The sequence below is a fragment of the Nocardia halotolerans genome, from assembly GCF_042650145.1.
GTDB lineage: Bacteria > Actinomycetota > Actinomycetes > Mycobacteriales > Mycobacteriaceae > Nocardia > Nocardia halotolerans.
Genome location: NZ_JBHSDL010000014.1, coordinates 177,827 through 201,627, shown reverse-complemented (window position 1 = coordinate 201,627; position 23,801 = coordinate 177,827). Strand labels below are relative to the sequence as shown.

At 71.4% G+C, this 23,801-nt stretch carries 1 pseudogene; it reads left to right on the top strand.

Annotated features, from left to right (window positions below):
* Positions 1 to 263: 263 nt before the first annotated feature.
* Positions 264 to 23,801: pseudogene (locus ACFO5K_RS11470) on the top strand (non-ribosomal peptide synthase/polyketide synthase); the annotation flags it as partial.

Sequence of the window (23,801 nt, the reverse complement as noted above, 5' to 3'; positions counted from 1 at the left end):
TGTGTGCCGGGTGTCGGGGTTCGACGATGGAGGTCGGGAGATAGCCGAGTTATTGCTGGTTGCCTGGTGGCGAACCGGATCGTGGCGATCGTGTCATAGCCGATCGCACTGAATGCCGGTGTGAGAGGGCGGATTTCGGGCAAGGTGCCCGAGGTTGGCCGCCCCGTATCGATCCCGTCACCGGCGTGCGAGCCGGGGGAGTTCCGAGATTTTGTGCGGCCGCGTGGCGTTACCCGCGGCCGGTAGATGGAAGGCAGTGTGCGATGACCAACCCCACTCCGGCGCGCGCGGAAACAGAGCAGCCGGCAGCGCTGGTGGCGGCGGTCGCGGCGATGGATCCGGCGCGGATCGCGGTCGAGTTCGACGCCACCACGGTGTCCTACGCCGAACTGGACGCCCAGCTCACACTGATGGCCGAACTCACCGGCGGCGCGCTGGACCCGGACTCGCTGGTGCAGGTGGTACTCGCCGAGCTGTTCCCGACCGTGGTGGACGCGGCCGAGGGCACCTTCGGACGGCTGGTGGACGCGCTGGCCGACGACGCGATGTCGGTGCTGGGGATCGAGTCGCCGGCGGCCGGACAGGCACCGACCCTGGTCGACCGGTTCGTCGAGCAGGCCGCTCGCACGCCGGACCGGGTCGCGGTGCAGTTCGGTGCGCAGACACTGACCTATGCCGAGTTCGACGCCAAGGTGCGGGTGCTGGCCGCGCGGCTGGCCGAGATGGGCGTGGGCCCCGAATCGCTGGTGGGGTTGGCGATGCGGCGCAGTGTCGAGCTGATCGTGGCCGTGCACGCCATCGTGCGCGCGGGCGGGGCGTATGTGCCGCTGGATCCCGATCATCCGGTGGACCGGTTGCACTATGTGCTCGAGGTGGCACGGCCCGTGGTCGTCGTGACCCGCGCGGGCGACGAACCCGACCTCGACGGTGCGCCGGTGCTGCGGACCGACGACATCGACTGGACCGACACACCCGCCGAGGTGCGATCGCTCGCGCGGGCAGGCAACACCGCCTATGTCATCTTCACCTCCGGGTCCACCGGCAAGCCCAAGGGCGTGGCCGTGACGCACGGTGCGATCGTGGCGAACCTGGACTGGCGCCAGCGTTGCTACGCCATGACCGAGACCGATGTGGTGCTGCAGAAGACGCCCTACACCTTCGACGTGTCGGTGTGGGAACTTTTCTGGCCCTTACAGATCGGTGCCCGGCTGGTGGTGGCCGAACCCGGCCGTCACGGCGACCCCGCCTACCTCGCCGCGCTGATCGCCCGGCACCGGGTCACGGTCACCCACTTCGTGCCCGCGATGCTGGCGGCGTTCGTCGGCGAGCTGGCCGAGACCGGGGCGAGCGCGGATCTGTCGTCGCTGCGCCTGGTGTTCGCCTCGGGTGAGGCCCTGCCCGCGGCCACCGCCGCACGTCTGCGCACCCTGTCGGCGACCGCGCTGCACAACCTGTACGGCCCCACCGAGGCCGCGGTCGACGTCACCGCGCACGAAGTGACCGCGGCCGACGAAGTGTCGGTGCCGATCGGTGGCCCCGCCGACGACACCGGCCTGCTGGTTCTCGACGAGAACCTCGATCAGGTTCCGGCCGGAGTGGTCGGCGAGCTGTACCTGACCGGTGTCCAGCTGGCGCGCGGCTACGTGGCCCGGCCCGGGCTGACCGCGGACCGGTTCGTGGCCGATCCACACGGCATGCCCGGCGAGCGGATGTACCGCACGGGCGACCTGGTCCGGCGGCTGCCCAGCGGTGAACTGGAATACCTGGGGCGCACCGACTTCCAGGTGAAGCTGCGTGGTCTGCGGATCGAGCTCGGTGAGATCGAAGCGGTGCTGGCCGCCCATCCCCGGGTCGGCAACGCCGCGGTGCTGCTGCACCGGCACGCGGCGGGCGAGGCGCTGGTCGGCTATGTGGTGAGCGTCGACGGCGAGCCGCTGGACCCGGCTGAACTCACCGCCCACGCGAAAGCGTCGATGCCGGAGTACATGATCCCTGCGCTGCTGGTGCAGGTGCCGGCCATGCCGGTCAACGCGAGCGGCAAGCTGGATCGAAAGGCCCTGCCGGAGCCGGACTTCCGGGCCGGCGCGGCCGAATTCCGGGAGCCGCGCACCGCGACCGAGCGAGCGGTGGCCGCCCTGTTCGCCACGCTGCTCGAGGTCGAAACCGTCGGCCTCGACGACGACTTCTTCCAGCTCGGCGGCAATTCACTGATCGCCACCCGTGCCATCGCGCGGCTACAGGCCGACTTCGGCGTGCGCGTCGACGTTCGGGACTTCTTCGACAGCCCGACCGTCGCGGTGCTGGCGAAACTGGTCGAGGACGGGGCCGCCGACGAACGCCCGGCGCTGGTCGCGGGCCCGCGTCCGGATGTGCTGCCGCTCTCGCCCGCTCAGCAGCGCATGTGGTTCCTGAACCGGTTCGACCCGGACACCGGGGCTTACAACATTCCGATCGCGGTGCGGTTGTCCGGTGCGCTCGATCATGCGGCGTTGCGGGGTGCGGTAGGGGATCTGATCGCCCGGCACGAGGTGCTGCGCACGGTGTATCCCGAGGTGGACGGACTGGGTTCGCAGGTGGTGCTCACCGCGGAGCGGGCCTGCGAGTTGCTCGGCGCCGAGGCCGACGGTGCTGCTCACAGTGCCGTAGCCGGTGCGGCCGGTGCGGCGAACCTCGGTGAGGAGCTGGTGGCCGGGGCGATTTCTGAAGTGGGGAGCGCGCTTTCGGTCCTGCTGCGGCCCGTCGGTGTTGCCGCTCGGGATCTTCCGGGTGTGTTGGCTCGGGAGATTCTGCGTGGCTTCGATGTGACCGCCGCACCACCGGTGCGGGTGCGGTTGTTCGAAGTCGACGGCGATCATGTGCTGGTACTGGTGGTGCACCACATCGCCGCCGACGGCTGGTCGGCCGGTCCGCTGGTGCGCGACACCATGACCGCCTATCACGCGCGCACCGAAGGGGCGGCGCCGCAGTGGGTGCCGCTGCCGGTGCAGTACGCCGACTACACGCTGTGGCAGCGGGCCGTGCTCGGCGCCGAGGACGACCCGGCTTCGCAGGCCGCGGGCGAGATCGCCTTCTGGCGGGGTGCGCTGGCCGGACTGCCCGACGAATCGGGGCTGCCTGCGGATCGTCCGCGCCCGGCCACCGCGTCGATGCGGGGGCGCCGGGTGGAGTTCACCCTCGACGCCGACCTCGTCTCGGCGCTGAATGCTGTTGCCGCCCAGCAGGGTGCCACGTTGTTCATGGTGTTGCACGCGGCGCTGTCGGTGCTCGTCGCGCGCCTGTCGGGCACCGAGGACGTGGCGATCGGCAGTCCGGTCGCCGGTCGCGGTGCCGCCGAACTCGACGACGTGATCGGCATGTTCGTCAACACCGCTGTGCTGCGCACCCGGGTGCGTGGTGCGGAGCCGTTCACCGAACTGCTCGACCGGGTGCGCGCCGAGGATCTGGCCGCCTTCGAACACACCACCCTGCCGTTCGAACGGCTCGTCGAGGTGCTCGCACCACCGCGTTCCGCCGGTCGGCACCCGCTGTTCCAGGTGGCGCTGTCGCTGCAGAACCTGCCGACCACCAGCTTCGAACTGCCCGGCCTGCGCGCCGCCGCCGTGGACCTGCCCTACGACATCGAGAAGTTCGACCTCTCGGTGACCCTGCGCGCCACCGGTGCCGGTCTCAGCGGTGAATTCTCCTACGCCACAGATCTGTTCGACGAACCGACGATCGACCGAATGGTGCGCCGCTACACCGGCCTCCTGGCTGCGATCGGCACCGACCCACAGACCCTGGTCACCGACCTGCCGCTGCTGATCGACACCGAACTCACCGAACTGACCACCCGCACCGGCGGTGAATCCGTCCCCGCGCCACTGCTCCCCGAGGTCCTGGCCCGCGCCGCCGCCGACCCGGCCGCGCTCGCGATCCGGGACGGCGCCCACACCCTCACCTACGGTGCACTCGCCGCCGCCTCCGCGCACCTGGCTGCCCGCCTGGCCGACCTCGGGATCGGCCCGGGCGACCTCGTGGCCGTGAGCATTCCACGCTCGGCCGCGTCCGTGACCGCCGTCTGGGCGGTCATCGAGTCCGGTGCGGGATTCCTCCCCGTCGACCCGAACTACCCGCCCGACCGCATCAACCACATGCTCGCCGACTCCGGCGCCGCCGCGGGCATCACCCTCGCCGGGCTGGTCGCGGACCTGCCCGAGTCGGTGCCGTGGCTGGTGCTCGAGCTCGGCAACCCGGGGGCCGATGTCGCGGTAGCGGTTACCGAGCCGGGTGCCGGCGGTGCTGCCGACCGTGGTCCGCAGGGTGCTGCTGACGAGCTGGGTGCGTCCACCGACGCAACTGAATCCGGTGCCTCGACAGACGCCGCTGAGGGCGGTGCGGCATTCGACGCGGCTGAGCCTGAGATTGTCGAATCCGGCGGGCCGGTCAGTGGCGTCGAACTCGGTACAACCATTGATTCGGCTCCGACGAACGCGCGGATCGGCGTGTCGCCGGGATTGCGGCGGCCTGCCCCGTTGGATCCCGCCTATGTCATCTACACCTCCGGCACCACCGGTCTGCCCAAGGGTGTCGTGATCCCGCATGCCGCGGTCGCCGCGCACCTACCCGTGCAGGCGGGGCGGTACCTGGCTGCCGCGGATGCGCGGGTGCTGCACGTGGCCTCGCCCTCGTTCGACATCTCCGTGGCGGAATTGCTGCTCACGGTGTGTGCGGGGGCGACGATGGTGGTGGCCCCGAACGGGGTGTTCGGCGGGGCGGAGCTGCGGGAACTGTTGCGGGTCGAGCGGGTGACCCATGTGGTCATCACACCGTCGGCGCTGGCGACCGTGGACCCGGAGGGACTCGACGACCTGCGAGTAGTGGTCGTCGGTGGTGAGCCGTGCCCGGCGGAGCTGGTGAAACGCTGGACCACTGCCGTTCCGGAACTGGTCTTCCGCAACGGGTACGGGCCCACCGAGACCACCATCGTCACCAACATCAGCGAACCGCTCGGCGCGGCAACACCGATCACGCTCGGTGCGCCGGTGGCAGGCGTCACCGAGCTGGTGCTGGACCAGCGGCTGCGGCCGGTGCCGGTGGGCGTGGTCGGCGAGCTCTACATCGCCGGGGCGCAGCTGGCGCGCGGCTACCACCGCAGGCCGGCACTGACCGCCGCCCGCTTCGTCACCAATCCCTACGGTGCACCGGGCGAACGCATGTACCGCACCGGCGACACCGTGCGCTGGATCCGGCGCAACGACGTCTATGAGCTGGAGTACCTGGGCCGCAACGACTTCCAGGTGAAGGTGCGCGGATTCCGGATCGAACTCGGCGAGATCGACGCCGTGCTCGCCCGGCACCCGAGCGTGCACTTCGCCGCCACGGTCGGGCATCGGACCGACGCCGGAGCGACCGTGTTGGCGGCCTATGTGGTGCCCGTGCCCGGCGCGGTCATCGATACGCACGCCCTGCTGGCGCACGTCGGTGCGCACCTGCCCGCGCACATGGTGCCGGCCGCGATCATGAGCCTCGACGCGGTGCCGCTGACCCCGGTCGGCAAACTCGACCGCACCGCGCTGCCCGCACCGATCTTCGAAGCCGCCGCTTACCGCGCGCCCGAAACCCCCGCCGAGCAGGCGGTCGCCGCCGCTGTCGCCGAGGTCCTCGGTGTGCAGCGGGTGGGCCGCGACGACGACTTCTTCGACCTCGGCGGCAACTCGCTGCTCGCCACCCGCCTGATGGCGCGGGTCGGCGCCGACCTCGACATCCGCATCCCCGTGCGCCAGCTCTTCGACACCCCGACGGTGCGCACCCTGGCCGCGGCGGCCGACGGTGCGCGCGGGACCGGGGCGGGTCCCGCCCTCATCGCGGGCCCCCGCCCCGACCCGCTGCCGCTCTCACCCGCGCAGCAGCGCATGTGGTTCATGAACCGTTTCGACCCGGGTTCGGCCACCGACAACATTCCCCTGGCCGTGCGCCTCACCGGCACCCTCGACGTCGCCGCATTACAGGCCGCGATCGTCGATGTGCTGCAACGCCACGAGGTGCTGCGCACCCGCTACCCCGAACGCGACGGTCACGCGGCCGCCGAAATCCTGCCCGCCGCGGGTCTGGTGCCCCCGGTGCACCCCGAGATCATCTCGCCGGAGGCCGTCGCCGACGCGGTGCGGACCTTCGCCGCCGTCGGGTTCGACCTCACCGTCGACGCCCCGATCCATGCGGCGCTGTTGCGCGTGCAACCCGCCGGCACAGCGGCGCAGGACAACCCGCCCGATCCCGAGGAGGCCGTATACGTCCTGGTCATCGTGCTGCATCATATTGCGGCGGACGGGTTCTCGTTCGGACCACTGATTCGCGATGTGCTCGCCGCCTATGGTGCGCGCGCCGCTGGTACCGCGCCGCAGTGGTCTCCGTTGAGCGTGCAGTACGCCGACTACGCGGTGTGGCAGCATGCGGTTCTGGGCGCCGCCGAGGACACGGCATCCGTGGCCGCGAAGCAGATCTCGTTCTGGCGGGCAGCGCTCGACGGACTGCCGGAGCAGTTGGAACTGCCCACCGATCGCGTTCGGCCCGCCGTGGCCTCGCGACACGGTGCCGTGCACGCCGTCGACCTCGACACCGGCACGCATCGTGCGCTGGCCGAGTTCGCGCGGGCGCACGGCGTGACGGTGTTCATGGCCGCACACGCGGTGTTCGCGGTGCTGCTGGCCCGGTTGTCGGCGACCACCGATATCGCGATCGGCACCCCGGTGTCGGGGCGCGGTGACCGCGCGCTCGACGATCTGGTCGGCATGTTCGTCAACACCCTGGTCCTGCGCACCGAGGTGGAGCCGGCGACGCCGTTCGCCGAGCTGCTCGGCCGGGTCCGTGACACCGACCTCGCGGCCTTCGGCCACGCCGACGTGCCGTTCGAGCGCCTGGTGGAGGTGCTCGATCCGGTGCGCTCCACCGCCCGCAACCCCCTGTTCCAGGTGATGCTGTCACTGCACGAGGACACCGCCCGCGAGCTCGCGCTGCCCGGTCTCACGGTGTCCGGTGTCGACCTGCCCGTCGGTGCGGCCAAGTTCGACCTCGAGCTCACCCTCACCGAGCACCGTGACGAAACCGGTGCTCCCGCCGGTATTTCCGGCGCTTTCCTGTACGCCACCGACCTGTTCGACGCCCCCACCGTCGCGGGCTTCGCCGCCCGCCTGCGCCGCCTGCTCGCCGGTGTCCTCGCCGACCCGAATCAGCCGGTCGGTGACATCGACCTCCTCGACCGATCCGAACGCACCGAAATCCTGACCACCTGGAACAACACCACCACCGTCGATACGACACCCACTCTCGCCACACTGTTCGCCGATCAGGTCGCGGCGACTCCAGAGGCGATCGCGGTCATCATCGATATCGATCCGGCCACCGCCGAAACACCACCACTCGAAGCCCCCACCGCGCTGCCTGCCCGCACCACGAGTACCGCCACGGATCACGCGACTCGGCGCCCCGCTCACGACGGTAGTGACGACACGAGTGGCGGTGTGGAGTCGGCGCGAGAGACGATCGCCGCCATTGGTCCCGCGACTGGGCGCCCTGCTCACGACGGTAGTGACGACACGAGTGGCGGTGTGGAGTCGGCGCGAGAGACGATCGCCGCCATTGGTCACGCGACTGGGCGCCCTGCTCACGGCGGTAGTGACGACACGAGCGGTGGTGCGGAGCCGGTGGTGGAGATGATCGCCGCTCGTCAGGCAGCGGGGGCCACGGAACGCGTGCGTGACGAGCGGGCCGCGACGGAGTTGTCGTATGCGGAGTTCGGGGCGCGGGTCGCGCGGTTGGCGCGACACCTGATCGGGCTCGGGGCCGGGCCGGGGGCGTTGGTCGCGGTGGCGATGCGCCGCGGGGTCGACCAGTTGGTGGCCGTGCACGCGGTGCTCGCGGCCGGGGCGGCGTACGTGCCGGTGGATCCGGATCATCCGGCGGAGCGCACCGCGTATGTGCTGGCGCAGACGGCACCGGTGTGTGTACTCACGGTCACCGGCTCCGGTGTGTCAGTGGGGGAATCGGTTGTCGCGGTGGACACCCTCGACCTGTCGGAACTGTCCGCGCAGCCGGTGACCGACGAGGAGCGGTGTGGCGCGCTGCGTCCCGAACATCTCGCCTATGTCCTGTTCACCTCCGGTTCGACCGGCCGGCCCAAGGGGGTGGCGGTGCCGCACAGGGCCGTGGTGAACCAGTTGCGCTGGTTGCAGCACGCGCACCCGCTCGGTGCCGAGGACGTGGTGTTGCAGAAGACACCGTTCACCTTCGACGCGTCGGTGTGGGAACTGCTGTGGCCCCTGCAGGTCGGTGCGCGCCTGGTGCTGGCCACCGCCGACGGGCACCGCGATCCGGCCTATCTGGCTGCTGCCACCGCGCGGCATCGGGTGAGCGTGATCCAATACGTGCCATCGGTGTTGAGCGTTGTCCTCGCCGAAACCGCAGCGACGCAGATGGATTCGCTTCGGCTGGTGTTCGCCGGCGGTGAGGCGCTGGGCACCGACCTGGCCCGGCGGGTACGCGCGAACACTGGTGCCACGGTGGTGAACCTCTACGGTCCCACCGAGACCGCCATCCAGGTCACCACCCACGAAGTCCGCGACGAGCCGGGTGCCGCGGTGCCGATCGGCAAGCCCGTCGCCGGTACCCGGGTCTACGTCCTGGACGCGCGGCTGCGGCCGGTGCCCGCCGGTGTTGCGGGCGAGCTGTACGTGGCGGGCACCCAGCTCGCCGACGGCTATCACAGCCGCGCCGACCTGACGGCCGAGCGTTTCGTCGCCGACCCCTTCGGCACCGGGCAGCGCCTGTACCGCACCGGTGACCTGGTCACCTGGCGCACCGGCCCCGACGGGCCGACGCTGCACTACCTGGGCCGCACCGACTTCCAGGTGAAGCTGCGCGGCCTGCGGATCGAACCCGCGGAGATCGAAGCCGCCCTGACCTCGGTCCCGGGTGTCGGCCGTGCCGCGGTCCTGGTCCGTTCCGGCGAAGGCCGACCCGACCAACTGGTCGCCTACGTCGTCACCGACTCCGCCGCGTCGGCCGCCGGCCGCGCTCGGCCCGTTGCCGCTCCCGCCCCGCAACAGAGCGCCGCACCGGCCGATCTCGACGCCGCGGTCGCCGCGGTCCTCCCGTCGTACATGGTGCCCAGCGCCTACGTATTCCTCGACGAGCTGCCGGTCAACGCTTCCGGCAAACTCGACCGTCGCGCCCTGCCTGCGCCGGAGGTCCATGAGGTCGGCTACCGCGAGCCAGGCACCGCTGTCGAACGGGTCGTCGCCGCCACCTTCGCCGGTGTGCTCGACCTCGACCGGGTCGGCGCCGACGACGACTTCTTCGCGCTCGGCGGTAACTCACTGCTCGCCACCCAGGTCGCGGCTCGCCTCGGCACCGCACTCGATGCGCGGGTGCCGGTACGGGAGCTGTTCGAGGCGAGCACGGTCAGTGGGCTGACGCACCGGCTGGAAGCGTTGTGCGGCACCGGCAGCCGCCGTGGACCGGTGGCCGTTCGGCGCCCGCAGCGGATTCCGCTCTCACCCGCGCAGCAGCGGATGTGGTTCCTGCACCGATTCGATCCGGACTCGGCCGCCTACCACATCCCGGTCGCCATCCGGCTCAGCGGCGAGCTCGACTCCGCCGCGCTGCGCGGCGCGCTCGGGGACCTGATCGCCCGGCACGAGACGTTGCGCACCACCTATCCCGAATTCGACGGGCAGGCGACCCAGCTCGTCGGGGCGCCGTTCGTCCCCGAGCTCACCGTCACCGACGTGGCACCGGCCGAGGTGCCCGCGGCGGTCGGCACCGTGCTCGCGGGTGGCTTCGACATCACCACCGAGGTTCCGGTGCGCGCCGCCCTGCTGCGGGTGGCGCCGACCGAACACGTGCTGGTCCTGGTCGTGCACCACATTGCCGCCGACGGCTGGTCCATGGGCCCGCTGACTCGCGACCTGGTCACCGCCTACGCCGCCCGCGCCGCCGGTTGCGCACCGCACCTGCCCGCGCTGCGCGTGCACTACGCCGACTACGCCCTGTGGCAGACCGAGGGCCTGGGCAGTGCCGAGGACCCGGATGCGCCACTGGCCCGTCAGCTCGACTACTGGACGCACCGCCTGACCGGGCTGCCCGATGTGCTCACCCTGCCCGCCGACCGTCGCAGGCCGCTGGTCGCCTCGAACCGGGGCGCCACTTTCACCGCCACCCTGGACGCCGAATTGCACCGGGGCATCGAAGAACTCGCTCGCGCCCGGCGCGCCACGCCGTTCATGGTGCTGCACGCGGGTCTGGCGGTGCTGCTGGCCCGGTTGTCGGCCGGCTCCGACATCGTGGTGGGTACCCCGGTGGCCGGACGTGGGCACCGGGAACTCGACGACATCGTCGGCATGTTCGTCAACACCCTCGTGCTGCGTGCCCGGGTCCGCTCCGACGCCCGCTTCAGTGACCTGCTCGACGAGGTCCGCGCCGGCGATCTCGACGCCTTCGACCATGCCGATGTGCCGTTCGAAAGCCTGGTCGACGCAGTGAATCCGGCCCGTTCCCAGGGCTATTCGCCGCTGTATCAGGTGTCGCTGGCCTTGCAGAACCAGCGCCGCAGCGCCTTCGAACTGCCCGGGCTCACCCTGTCGGCGCTGGAACTGCCCGACGCGCCGATCGAGGTGGACCTGGACTTCACCTTCGTCGACCGATTCGGCGGCGACGGCCGCGCCGAGGGCCTCGACCTCGAACTGCGCTACGCCACCGACCTTTTCGACGCGGGCACCGTCGCCGAGCTGTTCGGCATGCTGGAGCGGGTACTGCGGGCAGCGGTCACCGCACCCGGCACCGCGGTCGGTGACCTCGCCCTGCTCGACGGCGCCACCCGCGCGGATCTGCTGGCCGGCCCGCACGGTGCGGAGGTCGCTCTGCACACCGAGCTCGCCGAGCTGGGCATCACCGCTCCGCTGGCCGCGCACCTGCTCGACGCGGCAGCCGCCCGCGATCCGCGGGCCGTCGCGGCCGTTTTCGAAGGCGCCGAGATCACCTACGGTGCGCTCGCGCACCGCGCCAACCGGATGGCGCGCCGGTTGATCGAATGCGGTGTCGGGCCGGAAACACCGGTCGCCGTGGCGGTTCCGCGCAGCCTCGAACTGCTGGTGGTGCTGCACGGTGTGCTCGCCGCGGGTGGCGTCTATGTGCCGGTCGACCTCACTCAGCCCGCCGACCGGGTCGGGTACGTGCTCGAGACGGCGGCGCCGCGGCTGGTCGTCGCCGCGCACGCGGATGACCTCGACCAGGTGGACACCAGCATCCGATCCGTCACGGCCTCGGTGCATTTCGCGGCCGCCAGCCGCTCCGGGTTCCCGGTGCTCACCGTGGCCCAACTCGAGGATCCGGCGCAGCACCCGGTCGCGGGTACCCCGGTCACCGATGCCGAACGCCTCGCGCCGCTACACCCCGATCACCCGGCGTACGTGCTGTTCACCTCCGGGTCCACCGGCACACCCAAGGGCGTGATCGTGTCGCATCGCGCGGTGGTCAACGAATTGTGCTGGCTGCGTGGCGAGTACGCGATGTCGGCGGCGGATCGGCTGTTGCAGCGCGCACCACTGACCTTCGACGTGTCCCTCTGGGAGCTGCTCGCACCCGCCCTGCTGGGCGCCCCGCTGGTGCTGCTGCGACCCGGCGGCCACCTCGACCTGGCCTATCAGGCGCAGGTCCTGCGCGAACAGCGCATCACGGTGGTGGAGATGGTGCCCTCGGTGCTGGCCGCGATGCTGGCCGAAGGGCTCGGTGACGCGCTGAGCGGGCTGCGGATGCTGCACGTGGGCGGTGAGGAACTGCCCGCGCCGCTCGCGGCCACCGTGCTCGCGACCATCCCCGGCGAACTGCACAACACCTACGGGCCCACCGAGGTGGCGATCACCAGCACCTTCCAGCAGATCCACGCCCCGGTCTCGCAGACCGAACAGCCGATCGGCGTACCCACCTGGAACGTGCGCGCCTATGTGCTCGACGAACGACTGCACCCGGTTCCGGCCGGTGTGACGGGTGAGCTCTATCTGGCCGGCGATCAGCTGGCTCGCGGCTACCTCGGCCGGTCCGACCTGACCGCCGACCGCTTCGTCGCCGACCCGTACGGACCCGAGGGCCGGCGCATGTACCGCACGGGCGACCTGGTGCGCCGTGACCGCCACGGCGCGCTGGTCTATCTGGGCCGCAACGACTTCCAGGTGAAGATCCGTGGTCTGCGGATCGAGCTCGGCGAGATCGAGACCGCACTCGGGGCCGCCCCCGGCGTGACGCAGGCGACCGTGCTGCCCGCCACCGACGACGCGGGCCGCCAGTGCCTGGTCGGTTACGTGGCGGGCGAGGTCGACCTCGCGGTGGTGCGCGCGCACGTCGCCGGCCGGGTGCCCGCCTACATGGTGCCCACGCATCTGGTGGTGCTCGAGACGGTGCCGCTCAACTCCGCGGGCAAGCTCGACCGGTCCGCGCTCCCGGCGGCGGACCTGTCGGCCACCACCGCCTATGTGGCGCCGCGGCCGGGCACGCAGACCGCGCTGGCCGAGGTGATCGCCGACCTGCTCGGCGTCCCCCGGGTCGGTGCCGACGACGACTTCTTCACCGTCGGCGGCAACTCGCTGCTCGCCATGCGCCTGGTCGCGCGTGCCAACGCGGTGCTCGGCAGTGCACTGGACGTGCGCGATGTGTTCGACGCGCCGACCGTCGCCGGTCTCGCCGCGCGTGCCGCCGACCACGGTGCGGCGCTGCCCGCGCTCACTGTGCGACCCCGCCCGGACCGCATCCCGTTGTCACTGGCCCAGACTCGTCTCTGGTTGCTGAACCGCATCGACCCCGGTTCGGCGGTCTACACCCTGCCGATCGCGCTGCGCCTGCACGGTGCGCTCGATACCGACGCCCTGTGGGCGGCGTTGGCCGATGTCCTCGAACGGCACGAGTCCCTGCGCACGGTGTTCCCGGCCGATGCAGACGGTCCGACCCAGGTGGTCCTCCCGGTCGATCAGGTGCTGCCGGAGGCGATGGTGCGCGAGGTCGCCGAAGCCGACCTCGCCGAGGCGGTGCGCACGGTGATCGGTGCGGGCTACGACCTGACCACCCAGCCGCCGCTGCGCGCCGCGCTGCTGCGGCGGGCCGGCGAAGACACCTCATCCGAATCCCGGACGCGAGGCGGCGCGGGGGAGCGCGAGCATGTGTTCGTGCTGGCTGTGCATCACATCGCCGCCGACGGGGTGTCCACCACACCGCTGGCGCGGGATCTGATCACCGCGTACGCCGCGCGGGCCGCGGGCCGCGCTCCGGAGTGGCAGCCACTCCCGGTGCAGTACCCCGACTTCACGCTCTGGCAGCGCGAAGTACTCGGCGATGCCACGGACCCGGCTTCGCGTCTGGCACGTCAGTTGTCGCACTGGCGTACGGAATTGGCGGGCCTGGCGCCCGTGCTGGAGCTGGCGACCGACCGGCCGCGGCCCGTGGTGCGGACCGGGGCCGGTGCGGCCGTCGGATTCGAGGTGCCCACCGAGGTGGTGGCCGGGATCGACGCGCTGGCCCGCTGCCACGGTGTGTCCGCCTTCATGGTGGTGCACGCGGCGTTCGCGGTACTGCTGTCGCGCCAAGGCGCCGGCGCCGACATCGCCGTCGGAACCCCGGTCGCCGGCCGCGCCGACGCCGCCCTCGACGACCTGGTCGGCATGTTCGTCAACACCCTGGTACTGCGGACCACGATCGACGCCGGTGCCGGATTCGACGCCGTGCTGGCCGAGGCGCGCGCCGCGGACCTGCGGGCGTTCGCGCACGCGGACCTGCCGTTCGAGCGACTCGTCGACGAACTGAACCCCGTGCGCTCGACGGCGTACTCGCCGATCGTGCAGGTGATGCTCGCCTTCGAGCACCGCGACGACACCACGATCGAACTGCCCGGTCTGCGGATCGGCGAGTTCGTCCTGCCCGCCGCCACCACCCAGTTCGACCTGTCCCTGGCGATCAACGAAACCACCGGCGCCACCGGCGAACCGGGTATGCGTGGGTGGCTGCGGTACGCCACCGACCTGTTCGACGCCGAGACCGTGGCCGCGTTCGGTGCCCGATTCGTGCGCGTACTGAGCGCGGTGGTCGCCGATGACACCGTTCCGGTCGGCGAGATCGACCTGCTCACGGCCGCCGAGAGCGCACAGCTGGCGGTCTGGAACGACACCACCACCGCCGCACCGGACCTCGACGCGACCCTGGTGTCGATGTTCGCCGAGCAGGCCCGGCGCACCCCGGACGCGGTCGCACTCGAGTTCGAGGGCCACCGGATCACCTACGGCGAGTTCGCCGTTCGGGTCGCACAGTTGGCACGGTGGCTGATCGCCGAGCAGGTCGGGCCCGGCGTCATCGTCGGAGTAGGGCTGCGGCGGGGGATCGACCTGCTCGTCGCCGTCCATGCCGTGCAGGCCGCCGGTGCCGCGTATCTGCCGCTGGACCCCGACCACCCCGCCGACCGGATCGCCGACGTGCTCGCCACCGCGGCACCGGTCTGCGTGCTGGCGGCCGAGTTCCCGGAAACGGGCACGCGCACAATCGATCCGCGTGCCATCGACCTCGACGGTTTCCGTGGCGACCCGGTGACCGACGCCGACCGGCTGCGCCCGCTGCGTGGCGCGGACCTGGCCTACGTGCTGTTCACCTCCGGGTCGACCGGCAAGCCCAAGGGCGTCGCGGTGAGCCACACCTCGATCGTGAACCGACTGGTCTGGATGCAGGACACCTACCGGCTCGACGCGACCGCCACCGTCCTGCACAAGACCCCGATCACCTTCGACGTCTCGGTGTGGGAACTGTTCTGGCCCTTGCAGGCCGGAGCCACCTTGGTGATCGCGCGCCCCGACGGGCACCGCGACCCCGCTTACCTGGCCGAGATCATCACCCGCACCGGGGTCGATGTCGTCCACTTCGTGCCCGCGATGCTGTCGGCGTTCCTCGCCGAACCCCGGGCCGCCGAATGTGTTTCGGTGCGGCAGGTGTTCGCCTCGGGAGAGGCGTTGCCCGCCGCCGACGCCCAGCGGCTGCGCGCGTTGATCCCCGGGGTCGCCGTGCACAACCTGTACGGGCCCACCGAGGCCGCCGTCGACGTCACCTTCCACGAGGTCACCGCCGCCGACACCGTGACGGTGCCGATCGGCGCACCCGTCGCCAACACCGCACTGCACGTCCTCGACGCCCGCCTGCGCCCGGTGCCCGTCGGCGTCCCCGGCGAGCTCTACCTGGCCGGGGTGCAATTGGCGCGCGGCTACCTGGCGCGACCCGACCTGTCGGCCGACCGTTTCGTGGCCGGCCCCTACGGCGCGCCCGGCGAGCGGATGTACCGCACGGGCGACCTCGTCGTGCGCACCCGCACCGGTGAACTGGAGTACCTGGGCCGCACCGACTTCCAGGTGAAGGTGCGTGGTCTACGCATCGAACTCGGGGAGATCGAAGCCGCCCTGCTCGACCTGGACGCGGTCGACCGCGCGGTCGTCACCGTGCGCGACGACGGCACCGGCGACTACCTCGCGGCGTACGTGGTCCCGGCCGCCCCGGATTCGGGCCGCTCCGTGGACGGCCACACGACGACTCTCCCCGCTGCTCAGATGGGCGGCGCGGGCGCGGTGGCGGCGGCCGCCGACATCGCTGATGCGTCCGGCACCGGACGCGATGACGGTGCGCGGCCTGGCGATATTCGCCCGGCGCTGAACCTTGATTCGCACCCGGCGCCGCACCCTGATTCGCACCCGCCGCTGAACCTCGAGCGGGTGAAGACCCGCTTGCAGCAAGTACTTCCGGCATACATGGTGCCCACTGCGTTCGTGGTGCTGGCCGAGTTCCCGGTCAATGCCTCCGGCAAGCTCGACCGGCGCGCCCTGCCCGCGCCCGAACTGGTCGAACGGGAATTCCGGGCCCCGGCGACGGCTTCGGAGATGGCGGTGGCCGAGGTGGTCGCCGAGGTGCTCGGGATCGAACGGGTCGGTGCCGATGACGACTTCTTCGACCTGGGCGGCAATTCGCTGATCGCCACGCGGGTGGCGGCCCGGCTCGGCGCCGCGCTGGACCGGCAGGTACCGGTGGCGCGGATCTTCGAGACACCCGTGGTGGCCGACCTGGCTGCCGCGCTGGACGCCGCCGAGGGGCGGACGCGGCCGGCGCTGGTCGCCGGACCACGACCCGCGGCGATCCCCTTGTCGCCCGCGCAGCAGCGGATGTGGTTCCTCAACCGGTTCGACCCCGACTCGGCCGGCTACAACGTGCCCATCGCGGTCCGGTTGCGCGGAGCGCTCGAACTCGACGCGCTCACGGCCGCGGTCGACGATCTCGTCGAACGCCACGAAGTGCTGCGCACCTACTACCCGGAAACCGCGGACGGACCGGTGCAGCAGATCCTGCCCGCCGCCGAAGCCGGCGTGGCACTGCGCGTTCGCGAGATCGATGCCGCCGAGGTCGTCGACGCCGTGACCGCCTTGGCCGCCACCACCTTCGATGTCACCGCCGGGGTGCCCTGGCAGGTGGTGCTGTACCGGATCGGCGCCGAGGAGGCCGTGCTGGCCGTGGTGGTGCACCACATCAGCGCCGACGGCTCATCGGTGCCGCCGCTGGTGCGCGACCTGATGACCGCCTACCTCGCCCGCCGCGACGGAGCCGCACCGCGGTGGAACCCGCTGCCGGTGCAGTACGCGGACTACGCGCTGTGGCAGCGGGCCGTGCTGGGCGAGGAAAACGATCCGGCCTCGGTGGCCGCCCGCCAACTCGACTTCTGGCGCGGCGAACTCGCCGACCTGCCCGACGAACTGGCATTGCCACTGGACAGGCCGCGCCCCGCCGTGCGCAGTCTCGCCGGCGGCACCGTACCGGTCACCCTCGACGCCGCCACCCACGCCCGGCTCACCGACCTGGCCAGGCAGTCCGGCGCCACCCTGTTCATGGTGGTGCACACCGCCTTCGCGGCCCTGCTCGGACGCCTGTCCGGCAGCGGTGACATCACCGTCGGCACCCCGGTGGCCGGTCGCGGGGAGGCCGCGCTCGAAGATCTCGTCGGCATGTTCGTCAACACTCTGGTGTTCCGCACACGACTGCGAGCCGGGGAAACGTTCCAGCAGTTGCTCCTTCGCCAGCGGGCCACCGATCTCGCCGTGTACGCCCACGCCGACGTACCGTTCGAACGTCTCGTCGAGGTGCTGGACCCGGCTCGTTCCACCGCGCGGCATCCGCTGTTCCAGGTCGGTTTCTCCTTCCAGAACTTCGAACGCGCCGAACTGGCGTTGCCGGGGATCACCGTGTCGAGCTTGGACACCGACAACGCGCTGTCGCAGTTCGACCTGCACCTGATCGTCAGCGACGACTACGCCGCCGACGGCAGTGCGGCGGGCGTGCACGGCGTGCTCACCTACGCCCACGATGTCTTCGACACCGAAACCGCCGCGGCGGTCGGCGCTCGCCTGCAACGGTTGCTCACCGCCGTCGCGACCGCACCACAGACGCCGCTGGACGCCATCGACGTGCTCGATCCGGTCGAACGAACCCGCATCCTCGCGCAGTGGAACGCCACCGCACACGACATCGACCGGACCGCCACGCTGCTCACCTCCTACCGGGCGCGGGTGCGGGCGAACCCCGAAGCCACGGCACTCGTCTTCGACCGGACATCGTTGAGCTACGCGGCGTTCGACGAGCGGGTGAACCGGCTGGCGCGGCACTTGATCGCGGCGGGGGCCGGGCCCGATGTGCTGGTCGCGGTGGGCATGCGGCGCTCGATCGACCTGGTCGTCGCGATGTACGCGGTGCTCACCGCCGGTGCGGCCTACGTGCCGATCGACCCCGACCATCCGGTCGAGCGGATCGGCCAGATCCTCGAGACCGCGCGCCCGCATCTGGTTGTCACCAACGAAGACGACCGGCCCGATCTGCCGCTCGCGCACCGATCCGGCGCGGGGCCCGATATCGTCGTCCTCGACACGGTCGACACCACTCGTTACCCGTCGCATCCCGTGGCCGACAGCGAACGCCGTGCTCCACTGCACGATTCGAACCTCGCCTACGTGCTGTTCACCTCCGGGTCCACCGGGAAGCCCAAGGGCGTGGCGATGAGTCACGCGGGGATCCGCAATCAGGTGGCGTGGCTGGTCGAGCACTACCGGCTCGACGCCACCGATGTGTACCTGCAGAAGTCGGCGGCCACTTTCGACCTGTCGGTGTGGGGATTCTTCGCCCCACTCGCCGCCGGGGCGAGGCTGGTGCTCGCCGCCCCCGACGGCCACCGTGATCCGCTGTACCTGGCCGAGCTCGTCGCCGCACAACGCGTCACCGTGATCGACTTCGTGCCGTCGATGCTGGGCGTGTTCGCCGCACATGCCGAGGCCGAGCAGCTGCGCAGCCTGCGGCTGGTGCTGGCCATCGGCGAGGCGCTCACCCCGGACACCGTCGCCGCCGTACGCGCGAAATGCGCTGCCGCCGTGCACAACCTGTACGGACCGACCGAAGCCGCCGTCTCGGTCACCGCCTGGCCGGCCGAGGACGCGACCGGACCCACCGTGCCGATCGGTGTGCCCGAGTGGAACACCCGGGTCTACGTCCTCGACGAACGACTCCGCCCGGTGCCGCCGGGGGTCGCCGGTGAGCTGTACCTGGCCGGTGATCAACTGGCCCGCGGCTACCTCGGCCGAGCGGATCTCACCGCCGACCGCTTCGTCGCCGACCCGTTCGCCGCGGTGTGCGTCGGCCGGGTTGCCGAAGCGACTGAAGCCGCTGGTCGGGCTGCTGAGGTCGCGGATGCGGCCGTTGAGGGTGCGGCAGAGCCAGGCTCCGCTACCGCCTTCTGGCCATCAGAGAACCCCACCCCCACTCCGGCGGCTCGCATGTACCGCACCGGTGACCTGGTGCGCTGGACCCGTGACGGTGTCCTGGTGTATCTGGCGCGCAGCGACTTCCAGGTGAAGTTCCGTGGTCAGCGCATCGAGCTGGGCGAGATCGAAGCCGCGTTGCAGGCCCTGCCGACCGTGCGTCAGGCCGCGGTGCTGGTGTCGGCGAGCCCGAACGGCGACCGGCTCGTCGGGTACGCGGTGCCCACGCCCGGCGCCGACCCCGACCCGGCCGAATTGCGAGCGGCTGTGGCGCGGGTGCTGCCGTCGTACATGGTGCCGTCGGTGGTCGTCGTGCTCGACGCCTTCCCGCTCAACACCTCCGGCAAACTGGACCGCACGGCGCTGCCCGACCCGGACTTCGTGGCCAGGCCGTTCCGTGCGCCCGTCACCGGCGCGCAACGCGCGGTGGCCGAGGTGTTCGCCGAGGTGCTCGGGCGCGAACAGGTGGGACTCGACGACGACTTCTTCGAACTCGGCGGCAACTCGCTGATCGCCACCCGGGTCGCCGCCCGCCTCGGCGCGGCGCTGTCGACCCGGGTGCCGGTGCGCGCCCTGTTCGAATCGACCACCGTCGCCGGGCTCGCCGACGCGCTCGCCGCACACGCCGGCAGCGGCGCGCGGACCGCGCTCGTGGCAGGTGCCAGGCCGCAACGGGTGCCGCTGTCGGCGGCCCAGCAGCGCATGTGGTTGCTCAACCGGCTGGACCCGGAGTCGGCGGCCTACAACATCCCGATCGCGGTGCGGCTCACCGGTGACATCGATGCCAACGCCCTGGCCGCCGCGGTCACCGATGTCCTCGACCGCCACGAGGTGCTGCGCACCGCCTACCCGGCGATCGACGGCATCGGACACCAGGCGGTGTGGGAATTCGTGCCCGCGCCGGTGGTGGAAACCGTGGACCCGATCGCGGTACCCGCCATGGTGGCCGCCGAGATCGGTCGCGGCTTCGACGTGACTGTCGCCCCACCGGTACGGGTGCGGGTATTGCGTTGCGCGCCCGACGAAGTGGTGCTGGTGGTGGTGATCCACCACATCAGCGCCGACGGGTTCTCCGCGGGACCGTTGCTGCGCGACACCACCCTCGCCTACCTGGCGCGGCGCGCGGGTGCCGAACCCGATTGGGCGCCACTACCCGTGCAGTACGCGGACTACACGCTGTGGCAGCGCGCGGTACTGGGCAGCGAGGACGACGCCGGCTCCGTGGCCGCCCGGCAGCTGCGGTTCTGGCGCACCGAACTCGACGGGCTGCCCGGCCTACTCGAACTGCCCACCGACCGGCCCCGCCCCGCACTCACCTCGAACCGGGGTGCGAGCGTGGAAACCGTGGTGCCCCCGCGAGTGTGGCAGCGGGTCGCCGCGCTGGCACGCCGGATGGAAGCCAGTGAGTTCATGGTCGCCCACGCGGCACTGGCCGCGCTGCTGGCCCGGCTCGCCGGCAGTAGCGACATCGCAGTCGGCACACCGGTGGCCGGCCGTGGTGAGCAGGCGCTGGATCAGCTCGTCGGTATGTTCGTCAACACCCTCGTACTGCGCACCGCCGTCGACCCCGCCGCCTCGTTCACCGCGTTGCTGCGCCAGGCCAGGCGGGTCGATCTGGATGCCTTCGAGAACGCCGAGGTGCCGTTCGAACGTCTCGTCGACGCCTTGGACCCGGTGCGCTCCACCGCCCACAGCCCGCTGTTCCAGGTGATGCTCGCCTTCCAGAACCTCGACGGCGCACCCGCCGAGGTCGTCCTGCCCGACCTCACCGTCACCGCACTGGACGCCGCAACCACCATCGCCAAATTCGACCTGGACCTGGTCCTCACCGACACCGCCGACGGCGGCCGCGCAGTGAGCTTGACCTACGCCACCGACCTGTTCGACCACACCACCGCCGTCCGCATCGCCGAGGGATACGTGCGGATCCTCGAAGCGGTGACAGCCGAGCCGGACGCCGCGATCGGCGACATCGACCTGCTCACCGACAGTGATCGGCGCCTGCTCGAGGCGTGGTACGACACGGTGCCTCGGGTGAGTTCCGAGAGCGGCAAAGGCAATTCGGTGGGCCCGGTGTCCGACGCGTTCGGAAGGTCGCTGTCGACTGCCTCAGGCGTACCGGAGGCCGGGAGTGCCACGCCTGCTGACGCACCGGCCGCGATGCCCGAGGAGTGGGCCCGTCTCGCTCCCACAGCCGAGCCGGCCGCGCCTGTCGGCGTGCTGCCCACCGCATTCGACCGGCAGGCCGCCGCGACACCGGCGGCGATCGCGCTCGTCGACGGCGAATCCGAACTCACCTACGCCGAATTCGCGGCACGGGTGAACCGGCTGGCCCGGCACCTCATCCAGCACGGGGTGGGCCCCGAAACACCCGTGGCCGTGGCCGTGCGCCGGTCGACGGACCTGCTCGTCGGCCTGTACGCGGTGCTCGCCGCAGGCGGCACCTACGTGCCGATCGACCCGGACCACCCGGCCGAACGCATCACCCGCATCCTGCGGATCGCTCGCCCGGCCCGCATCCTCACCACCACCGGCGACCTCCCGGACCTGGTCGGCACGGACGACCTGGCGCGCCCCTCGGCCACGAACGACCTTCCTGTCACGGGCGGTCTCGAAGCGTGGCCCGCCACGGGTGGCGTCTCGGGTCTGTCAGTGGACGGTGTGCCCAGTGCCGGAGACAGCGGTTCGCTGGGGGAGAGCGGCGTCATCGTGGTCGACGCGGTCGACCTCACCGGGTATTCGTCCGCACCGGTCCGCGATGACGAGCGGGTGCGGGCCTTGCGGCCCGAGAACACCGCGTACGTGATCTTCACCTCCGGGTCGACCGGTCTGCCGAAGGGTGTGGGTGTGCCGCACCGGGCGGTCGTCAATCAGCTGGAGTGGTTTGCCCGGTGCTTCGGGATAGGTGCGGGGGATGTCGTGTTGCACAAGACGCCGACGACCTTCGATGCCTCGATCTGGGAGTTGCTGTTGCCGCAGCGAGTCGGTGCGCGGACGGTCATCGCCCGGCCCGGTGGGCACGGTGATCCGGCCTACCTGGCCGCGCTGATCGCCGAACAGCGCATCGACACAGTGCAATTCGCGCCGACCTTGCTCGCGGCCTATGTTGCGCACCTCGAAGCGGACACCGCGCGGGACGCGTCGGACCGCGTACCGCGAGCCGGTTCGCGACAGCCGCTTGCGGGGGACTCGAACCGCGTGCGTCCCGGCGAGGCCACCGCCCACCCGGTGTCCGGAACCGGGTCACTCCGCAGGGTGTTCGCCGGCGGTGAGGCGCTGCCTGCCGCGCTGGCCCAACAGGTGCGGGCGCTGACCGGTGCGCAGGTGGTGAACCTGTACGGACCCACCGAAACCACGGTGCAGGTCAGTAGTCACGTGGTGAGCGCCGGCGACAACCACACCGTGCCGATCGGTGCGCCGGTGGACAACACGAAGCTCTACGTGCTCGACGCACGACTGCGGCCCGTGCTGCCCGGCGTGACCGGCGAACTGTACGTGGGCGGCGCGCAGGTGGCCCTCGGCTATCTCGGGGCGGCCGAACTCACCGCCGAGCGATTCGTGCCGAACCCGTTCGGTGCGCCCGGTGACCGGATGTACCGCACCGGCGACCTCGTTCGCCTGACCACCGCGCGAACCCGCGCTGCCGCACTGGAATACGTCGGCCGCACCGATCTGCAGGTCAAGCTCAACGGTCAGCGGATCGAACTCGGTGAAGTGGAAGCCGCGCTGCGACGGCAGCCCGGCGTCGCCCAAGCGGCGGTCGCGGTGGTTTCGGACGAGGGCGCCGACCGGCTCGTCGGATATGTTGTCGCGGCGGATGCCCAGCAGCCCGACGCGGTGGCCCACGGCGAGTCCGTGGTCGACGCGGCGGTCCTGCGCACCGCACTGGCCGTCGAACTGCCCGGACACCTGGTGCCCGCGGTGGTGCTCGAACTCGACGCGCTCCCGGTCAACAGCTCCGGCAAGCTCGACCGCGACGCCCTGCCACGCCCGCACCTGCGCCGAGCCGCCTTCCGGGCACCGGTCACCGAGACCGAGCAACTCGTGGCCGGTGCCTTCGCCCGGGTCCTCGGCCTGGACCGGATCGGCATGGACGACAACTTCTTCGACCTCGGCGGCAACTCGCTCACCGCGGTGCAGCTGTCGTCGCGGCTGAGCGCGGCCCTGGACACCGCGGTGCCGGTGGCCTGGTTCTTCACCGACCCGACTCCGGCCGTCGTCGTGGCCCGCCTACGCGGCGAGGAAGATGCGGCCGACGCGTTCGCGGTGCTGCTGCCACTGCGCACCAGCGGCACGGGCGCGCCGCTGTTCTGCATCCACCCGGTGGGCGGGGTGTCCTGGTCGTTCGCGGGTCTCACCCGCCACCTGGACTCGCAACGCCCGATCTACGGTCTGCAGTCGCCCGCGCTCACCGCGGACGAACCGCTGCCGGCCACCATCGAGGACTGGGCGCGGCGCTACATCGCCGCGATCCGGGAAGTCCAGCCGACCGGGCCCTACCACCTGCTCGGTTGGTCGCTGGGTGGGCTGCTCGCCCACGCTGTCGCCACCGGGCTGCAAGCCGAAGGTGAGCAGGTGGCGCAACTGGCCATGATGGACAGCTGGCTCGGTGACGGGCCCGAACAGACCCCGCTGCCCACTGTCGCCGATCTGCTCGGCGGACTGGCCGGTGACAGCGTCGGCTTCGACGCCGATGGCCTCGCCGCGGCCGCGGCCGAACTCGGCGGCCCACTGGCCGAACTCGACGGCCCGCGCATCTCCCGGATCATCGACGCGGCCACCGCCTCGATGCGGATGGTCGAGGCGTACCGGCCACGCCGGTTCGACGGCGATCTGGTCTACTTCGCCGCCACCGTCGACGACCCGACCGGGTCACGCGGTGCGGCGAGCTGGGCCGGTGCGGTCGCGGGCACGGTGCACCGGCACGGGATCGACGCCACCCACTGGGCGATGGCCGGTGAG